A 7,080-nucleotide genomic window follows, 5' to 3' on the forward strand; every position below is an offset into this window, starting at 1 on the left:
CCCGAAACCGGCGAATGGCAAATTGATGATGAAGCTTGGCAGGTGATTAAAAACACCCCCAATGTGATTAACTTTGTCGGTGCCGAGCAGCGCCGCAGTACAGGCCGGGGACGCGGTCACGTCAAGCCTATGCCCCTGAGTCCAGCCGAAGTGGAGCGCATCTTCCGCAAAGCCCAAGAACAAGAACCGGTTCACCGCATTGATCTCAACAGTGGTGATAAGATCAAAGTTCTCAATGGTCCCTTTAAGGACTTTGAGGGAGAGGTCATTGAAGTCAGTGCTGAGCGCAGCAAACTGAAAGCATTACTCTCGATTTTTGGCCGCGAAACACCGGTCGAACTCGAAGTCACTCAAGTGGAAAAAGTAGATTAGGACGCGAACTTACTATGGCGAAAAAGGTCGTCGCAGTTATTAAACTTGCCATTCAAGCAGGTAAAGCCAACCCTGCTCCCCCCATTGGCCCAGCCCTTGGTCAGCACGGTGTGAACATCATGATGTTCTGCAAAGAGTACAATGCTCGCACCGCCGATCAAGTGGGGATGGTGGTTCCCGTTGAAATTTCAGTCTATGAAGATCGCAGTTTCACCTTTGTTCTCAAAACCCCACCCGCTTCCGTACTGATTCAAAAAGCCGCTGGCATTGAAAAGGGCTCCGGCGAACCCAACAAGAAAAAAGTGGGCAGCATCACCCGTGCCCAACTGCGGGAAATTGCTGAGAAGAAAATGCCAGATCTCAATGCCAACGATATTGAAGCGGCCATGCGGATTATCGAAGGCACGGCCCGCAATATGGGCGTGACCATTACCGACTAAAGCTTTCTGAGTGTGTTCCTATTGAGCCCTTTGTTGTGTTGGGGGAGAAACTTTGTTTCGTTGGTACCCCGTGGAGGTAAATTCTGATGCGTAAACTCTCGCGACGACTGCGCGAACTCTATGCCAAGGTGGAGGATCGTCCCTACGCTCCCCTTGAGGCCTTACAATTGCTCAAGGAAACGGCCACAGCCAAATTTCCTGAATCGGCCGAGGCCCACATCCGCTTGGGCATTGATCCGAAATATACAGATCAACAATTGCGTACTACCGTGGCGCTCCCTAAGGGCACCGGTCAAACCATTCGCGTGGCGGTGATTGCCCGTGGTGAAAAAGTGACCGAAGCCAGTGCCGCCGGTGCCGACCTTGTGGGCTCAGAGGAGCTGATTGACGAAATTCAAAAGGGGCGGATGGACTTTGACCTCCTCATTGCCACCCCCGATATGATGCCCCAAGTGGCCAAAGTGGGTCGGATTCTGGGTCCGCGGGGGCTCATGCCCTCCCCCAAGGCGGGTACGGTGACTTTTGACTTGCCCCAAGCAATTCAGGAGTTCAAAGCGGGGAAAGTGGAATTCCGCGCCGATCGCACCGGGATTGTCCATGTGCTCTTTGGCAAAGCCAGCTTCAGCGCCGAAGACCTGCTCGTTAACCTCAAGGCACTGCAAGAAAGCATTGACCGCAACCGCCCGAGTGGTGCCAAGGGGCGCTACTGGCGCAGTGTCTATGTGGCGGCGACAATGGGGCCGAGCATTCAGGTGGACATTAATGCTCTGCGGGAGCTAAAACTGGCCGAAGCCGTCTAAGGAGGACTTGCCTATTGCCCAATACTTGACAACTCAAGACTAAAACCGAAGACCGCAGGGGTCTGGCTGAGACATAATCTTCCTGCCGAGGTTTGCGAAGTCCATCCGTTGCGATTGGGCGATCGCCCCGGCACCACTGCTGGGGTTTTTCTTTCACTGACTAGAGGAGGTGATGCGCGTGGGACGCACGCTAGCAAACAAAAAAGAAATTGTGGCGGAGCTCAAGGAACGCCTGAGGGAGTCACAAATGGCATTGGTGATTGACTACCAGGGTCTCACCGATGCCGAGATGAAGGATTTGCGGCAACGCTTGCGCAAGTGCAATGCCAGTTGCAAGGTTACGAAAAATACGCTGATGGAATTGGCGGTCAAAGAAAGTGACACTTGGCAACCCATGACCCAATTCCTCAAGGGACCGTCAGCGTTCCTCTTGGTCAAGGAGGACATTGGAGGTGCAATTAAGGCCTACCAAGAATTCCAGAAGGCCACAAAGAAAACCACCCTCCGCGGTGGGGTCATGGAGGGACGTGCCCTTGACGAAGCGCAAGTGAAGGCCATTGGTGATCTGCCCTCAAAAGAACAACTCATGGCCCAGATTGCCGGTGCCCTCAATGCCGTCACAGCGAAGATTGCCATTGGCATCAAGGAAGTTCCTGCTTCCTTGGCGCGGGCAACGCAGGCGATCGCCGACAAAGGTGCGGAATAGATCGATCCTGTTTTCGGTTTCCCTCGGGAAGCCACCTGTTCTTGTTTTCCAACTTTGAAACGATAGGAGTTTACAATGTCTGCTGCAACCGATGAAATTCTCGAAAAGTTGAAATCCTTGACCCTGTTGGAAGCGGCCGAGCTGGTCAAGCAAATTGAAGAGACCTTTGGCGTCAGTGCCGCTGCGCCCGTCGGTGGGATGATGGTGGCCGCGCCCGTCGCTGGTGCTGCGGCTGCTCCCGCAGAAGAAGTCGAAGAGAAAACCGCCTTTGATGTCATTCTTGAAGAAGTCCCCGCCGACAAGAAGATTGCTGTGCTCAAAGTGGTGCGCTCTTTGACGGGCTTGGGTCTCAAGGAAGCCAAGGAAGTGGTGGAATCCACACCCAAACCCGTGAAAGAAGGTGCTACCAAAGAAGACGCCGAAGCCGCCAAGAAAGAACTCGAGGAAGCCGGCGCCAAAGTCAGCATCAAGTAATCTTTGGTATCCATTTGTTTGCAGGGTGGTGTTCTGGCCACCCTTTTTTAGTATTTGGGGAATCTAGAGACCCATGACCTATATTCGTGCCATCTATACCGATGGTGCCTGTGAAGGCAATCCAGGACCGGGGGGGTGGGGCGTGGTTATTTACTTTACCGATGGCTCTGTGCAGGAGCTTGGAGGACACCACCCGGCCACTACGAATAATCGCATGGAATTACAGGCTGCTATTGAAGCCCTCAAGGCATGGCACCAACTGGCGCCTGGGCGCGCGATCGCCCTTTACACCGACAGCGAGTATGTCCTCAAGGGAATTACTGAGTGGATCCACAACTGGAAACGGCGGGGCTGGAAAACAGCCGCCAAAAAGCCGGTTCTCAACCAAGACCTGTGGCAGGAGTTAGATGCCCTCAATGATCCCTTAGTCCAATGGCGCCATGTACGCGGCCATAGCGGCGATGTCGGGAATGAACGCTGCGATCTTATTGCCCGCAGTTTGAGTCGTGGGCAGCCAATTGCCCTAAGAACGCTGCCACCACCGTTGGGGTAATGTCGCGGGTGCGTTCAAAGACTGCACTGGCTCCCGCTGAGCGCAGGCGATCGCCATAGCGTCGCCGATCTTCGGGCTTGACATGGGGAGGAATCACTCCGAGGGCAATCCACGGCGTTGTTGCTTGTTCTTTGCGAGCATTGACAACGGTTTGCATATCCGCCACGGTATCCCCCACATAAAAGGCGGGAATCGTTTCTTGATCACTGGTCTGACGGTAGGCCATGCAGAGTCCTGTGGGGTCAGGCTTGCCGGGGGCATCTTCCATGGCGATCAACAGGGGCTGATCCAAACCCAAACGGTGTTTCAGGACATATTCTGCCGAGTCCCGCGTGGCACCACTGACAAACCCCCAGTGGATCTGGGCTTGATCGAGGCTCTGAAAATAGGCAACATCCACCAGTAGGGGCTCATCTTGAATATAGCCTGACCAATTTTCACCGCTATAGCGCTCTTCAAAAAAGATCACCAAGCGTTTGTAGTCCAAGGGCACTTGGGAACGGGGTTTTCCTTGACGTTCAAAGTAGCGATAAATGAGTTCGCGGGATCCTTCCCAGTCGTTATTCCAGCAGCCTTCCGCCTTGAGGTCGTCAATTTCCTTTTGACTGGGACGATAGGCACCCCCCGTAAAATGCTCAACGGTATCCGCTAGGGCACGGCGATAGGAACGACTGACGTCGCGAATCACCCCGTCAATATCAAAAAAGACACAGGCACAGGGGGTACTCAACTGTGGCTCTCCAGAAACTTGTATGCAGTTGGTCTGATTGGTTATTATAGAGGATGGTCTTTTGTGAAAAATCAGTTCTAGGAGGTTAGAGTTGTCCCGTTTTACCCTAAGAGTGCTTTGGTTAGAGAAAGACGTGGCGATCGCTGTCGATCAAATTGTTGGCAAAGGGACAAGCCCCCTCACCTCCTACTTCTTTTGGCCGCGCACCGACGCTTGGGAACTCCTCAAGGCGGAGTTAGAGAAGAAATCTTGGATTACGGAAGCCGAGCGCATTGAACTCCTCAACCGTGCCACCGAAATCATTAACTACTGGCAAGAGGAGGGCAAAGATCGTCCCGTCAGTGAGGCGCAAAAACGATTTAGTGATGTTAGTTTTGTAGGCACAGCCTAGGGTGCTCTTCATCCTAGGAGCAATTATTGCAACTTGAGGAGAAACAGAATGGGAGTCGTTTTGTACTTTGTCATTGTTGCTGGTGCGATCGCCCTGGCGACGATTTTGTTTCACACCCTACGTACCGTGAAGCTCATTTAGCTGCATCCTACCCTTTTGGTATCTCTGGATTGAAGTTCTGCATAGGGAGAGAAAATTCGTGTCCCACGCTGTCACCTTAATTCGCGGCGACGGTATTGGTCCTGAGGTTGCCGCTGCAGCTCGCACCGCCATTGATGCCACCGGCGTCAAAATTGACTGGGTAGTGGTGGATGCCGGCGTGGATATGATGGAACGCTACGGTACTCCCTTGCCCGAACAGGTTCTCGAGGCCATCAAAAGTACGAAAACTGCCATCAAAGGCCCGATTACCACCCCCGTGGGTACAGGCTTTCGTTCTGTCAATGTCGAGATCCGCAAGCGGCTCAATCTGTATGCGAACCTACGGCCTGCTAAATCCATTGTGGGGGTGAAAAGCTATTTTCAAAACATTGACCTCGTCATTGTTCGCGAGAATACCGAAGACCTCTACGCCGGGATTGAGTTTGAATACACCAGTCCCGCAGCAGCTAAAGCCCGCGCCTTTTTAAGTGATCTATCGGGCAAGCCAATTCGGGAGGATGCAGCCATTGGTGTCAAGCCCATTTCCGTCCTAGGGAGCGATCGCATCCTTGAGTTTGCCTTCAAATATGCCAAGGCCAACGGCCGCAAGAAAGTGACAGCTGTTCACAAGGCCAACATCATGAAATTTACCGATGGCCTCTTCCTTGAGCGCGCCCGCGAAATTGCCACCCGCTACCCCGATATTGCCTTTGAAGATCGCATCGTCGATAACATGTGCATGCAGTTGATGCAGAAACCCGAACTCTACGATGTGATGGTGATGCCAAACCTCTACGGCGATATTCTTTCAGACCTTTGTGCAGGGATGATTGGCGGTCTGGGGGTGGCTCCCGGCGCCAATATTGGCGATGAATATGCGGTTTTTGAGGCGATTCACGGTTCAGCCCCCAAATACGCGGGTCAAAACAAAGCCAATCCCACGGCCTTGATTCTCTCAGGGGTATTGATGCTGCAACACCTGGGTGAAATGGAGGCAGCCCAGCGTCTGCAAGGGGCTGTGGCAAAAGTAATTGCTGAGGGGCGCTTTGTCACCTATGATTTGGCGGCGCCAGGCAAAGAACCCGTAGGCACCCAAGAGATGGCTGCTGCGATTGCCGAGTACGCCGCCCCCTAACCCACCAGCAGATTTTCCTCGGGATATTGAACGTTAGAAGGCTGGGGATCACCGATAATTGCCGCCATCAGTAGCAGGATACCCACCCGGCCGGCATACATTGTTACAATCAAGACCAACTTAGAAAAGATGCTTAGATTACTGGTAATACCGGTGGAAAGCCCAACGGTGGCAAAGGCAGAAACAGTTTCAAAGAGGATATTGATGAAATTCTCTTCCGGGTCAGCGATCGCAATCAGGGTGGTTGAAACCAGCACCGTAAACATTGAGCCAAAGGCGACGGCGACGGCTTTCATGATGAGGGAGGGGGGCACTTGACGGCGGTAGAGCAGTACCACCTCTTTCCCTTGGAGCGCCGCCTTGGTAATCCCTGCCAGAATCCGTAACGTAGTTGTTTTAATGCCCCCTGCCGTGCCACCGGGGCTGCCGCCAATAAACATCAGGGCAATCATAATAAATAGCCCGCTATTATTGAATTCCCCAATGTTGACCGTATTAAAGCCCGCTGTGCGCGCTGTAACCGACTGAAACCACGCCAAGAGGAGCTTCTGATCCCAGGAAAAAAGACCAAATCGCTCGGGCGCTCGCATCTCCGTCAGGAAGAGCATGACTGTTCCCAAAATTAGGAGAATCACTGTTGTACTTGTCACAATTTTGAAATTGAGGCTAAACGTCATCTGGCTGGCTTTGCGGATCAAGTAGGCGGGTTTGCCCCAGTAGCGCAGATGCTCCCGCAGCCAAAGGTAGAACTCAAAGATGACCTCATAGCCAATACCACCAAAAATAATCAGTAGGGAAATCACCAAATTCAAGGGCACTGAGGTTTGATACCCCATTAAACTGTTGCTAAAGAGGCTAAACCCGGCATTATTCCAAGCACTGATACTGTGAAACACCGCAAGCCACAGGGCCTGTGGCTCCCTAAAGTCTTGGCGAAAAATTAGCCACAGCAAAAAGGCACCCGTCAATTCAAAGAGAAAGGTCAAGCCCAAAATCGAGCGCACCAGTTGCCGTGCCCCCTGGATGCCCCGCCGATCCAAGGCCTGCTGGACCGCTATTTTTTGCCGTAGGTTAAACTTGCGCCCTAGTAAAATAATCAAAAACGTCGTGGCCGTCATGTACCCCAGACCGCCCACTTGAATCAGCAGCAGAATCACCAGTTGGCCAAAGGGGGAAAAATGGGTGGCCGTATCAACAATGATGTGACCTGTCACACAAACCGCTGAGGTGGCTGTAAATAGGGCAATAACGAAGGGATTCCAATGCCCATTACTGGTGGACCAAGGCAGACACAGTAGGAGCGTCCCCACCATAATCACTGCTAAAAATCCAAGGCAA

11 protein-coding genes and 1 other annotated feature are annotated in these 7,080 nt (G+C 52.7%); of the genes, 9 read left to right on the forward strand and 2 right to left on the reverse strand.

What is annotated here, in order from left to right; translation table 11 throughout:
- The 6 genes from H8Q75_RS07675 to rnhA form a co-directional block, all read left to right on the forward strand.
- Positions 1-372: KOW motif-containing protein (locus tag H8Q75_RS07675; RefSeq protein WP_365970888.1), on the forward strand; the 372-nt coding region annotated here is incomplete at its 5' end.
- Positions 373-386: 14 nt separating this feature from the next.
- Positions 387-812, forward strand: coding sequence for a 50S ribosomal protein L11 (rplK, locus tag H8Q75_RS07680; protein ID WP_011056150.1), 426 nt, complete (start codon positions 387-389; stop codon positions 810-812).
- An 83-nt stretch (positions 813-895) separates the two neighbouring features.
- Positions 896-1,612 carry a 50S ribosomal protein L1 gene (gene rplA, locus H8Q75_RS07685; RefSeq protein WP_041428853.1) on the forward strand — a complete coding sequence of 239 codons (717 nt, stop codon included), beginning with the start codon at positions 896-898 and terminating at the stop codon, positions 1,610-1,612.
- Positions 1,613-1,639: 27 nt separating this feature from the next.
- Positions 1,640-1,772: a sequence feature (ribosomal protein L10 leader region), on the forward strand.
- 18 nt (positions 1,773-1,790) lie between these two features.
- A complete protein-coding gene (gene rplJ / locus H8Q75_RS07690) occupies positions 1,791-2,318 on the forward strand; it encodes a 50S ribosomal protein L10 (protein ID WP_297041041.1) in 528 nt (175 codons plus the stop codon).
- Positions 2,319-2,393: 75 nt separating this feature from the next.
- Entirely contained in the window at positions 2,394-2,792 is a 399-nt protein-coding gene (gene rplL, locus H8Q75_RS07695) for a 50S ribosomal protein L7/L12 (RefSeq protein ID WP_024123920.1), read from the forward strand.
- A 73-nt stretch (positions 2,793-2,865) separates the two neighbouring features.
- A complete protein-coding gene (rnhA, locus tag H8Q75_RS07700; protein ID WP_297041044.1) occupies positions 2,866-3,345 on the forward strand; it encodes a ribonuclease HI in 480 nt (159 codons plus the stop codon).
- Here rnhA and H8Q75_RS07705 read toward each other — a convergent pair.
- A complete protein-coding gene (locus H8Q75_RS07705; protein WP_297041046.1) occupies positions 3,278-4,075 on the reverse strand; it encodes a TIGR01548 family HAD-type hydrolase in 798 nt (265 codons plus the stop codon). The genes rnhA and H8Q75_RS07705 overlap by 68 nt on opposite strands.
- 91 nt (positions 4,076-4,166) lie before the next feature.
- On the opposite strand from H8Q75_RS07705, the gene H8Q75_RS07710 reads away from it, so the two are divergent.
- The 3 genes from H8Q75_RS07710 to H8Q75_RS07715 are packed head-to-tail and all read left to right on the forward strand — an operon-like array spanning position 4,167 to position 5,742.
- Positions 4,167-4,466, forward strand: a complete 300-nt coding sequence (locus H8Q75_RS07710; RefSeq protein ID WP_024123918.1) for a 30S ribosomal protein PSRP-3 — start codon at positions 4,167-4,169, stop codon at positions 4,464-4,466.
- 48 nt (positions 4,467-4,514) lie between these two features.
- Positions 4,515-4,607: a cytochrome b6f complex subunit PetL gene (locus H8Q75_RS11985; RefSeq protein ID WP_011056157.1), complete on the forward strand. Its 93-nt coding sequence runs from the start codon at positions 4,515-4,517 to the stop codon at positions 4,605-4,607.
- A gap of 58 nt (positions 4,608-4,665) precedes the next feature.
- On the forward strand, positions 4,666-5,742 hold the full coding sequence (locus H8Q75_RS07715) for an isocitrate/isopropylmalate dehydrogenase family protein (RefSeq protein ID WP_024123917.1): 1,077 nt from the start codon (positions 4,666-4,668) through the stop codon (positions 5,740-5,742).
- Here the strand turns inward: H8Q75_RS07715 and H8Q75_RS07720 are convergent.
- The coding region (locus H8Q75_RS07720) for a TrkH family potassium uptake protein (protein ID WP_297041049.1) at positions 5,739-7,080 on the reverse strand (1,342 nt) is incomplete at its 5' end. The two genes, H8Q75_RS07715 and H8Q75_RS07720, sit on opposite strands and share 4 nt — an antisense overlap.

Origin of the sequence: Thermosynechococcus sp. OHK43 (assembly GCF_014466085.1) — a bacterium.
GTDB lineage: Bacteria > Cyanobacteriota > Cyanobacteriia > Thermosynechococcales > Thermosynechococcaceae > Thermosynechococcus.

What these genes read in the sequence shown, in the direction of transcription:
- rplK (WP_011056150.1), top strand. Translation starts at nt 387, where the DNA reads ATGGCGAAAAAGGTCGTCGCAGTTATTAAACTTGCCATTCAAGCAGGT.
- rplL (WP_024123920.1), top strand. Translation starts at nt 2,394, where the DNA reads ATGTCTGCTGCAACCGATGAAATTCTCGAAAAGTTGAAATCCTTGACC.
- rnhA (WP_297041044.1), top strand. Translation starts at nt 2,866, where the DNA reads ATGACCTATATTCGTGCCATCTATACCGATGGTGCCTGTGAAGGCAAT.
- H8Q75_RS11985 (WP_011056157.1), top strand. Translation starts at nt 4,515, where the DNA reads ATGGGAGTCGTTTTGTACTTTGTCATTGTTGCTGGTGCGATCGCCCTG.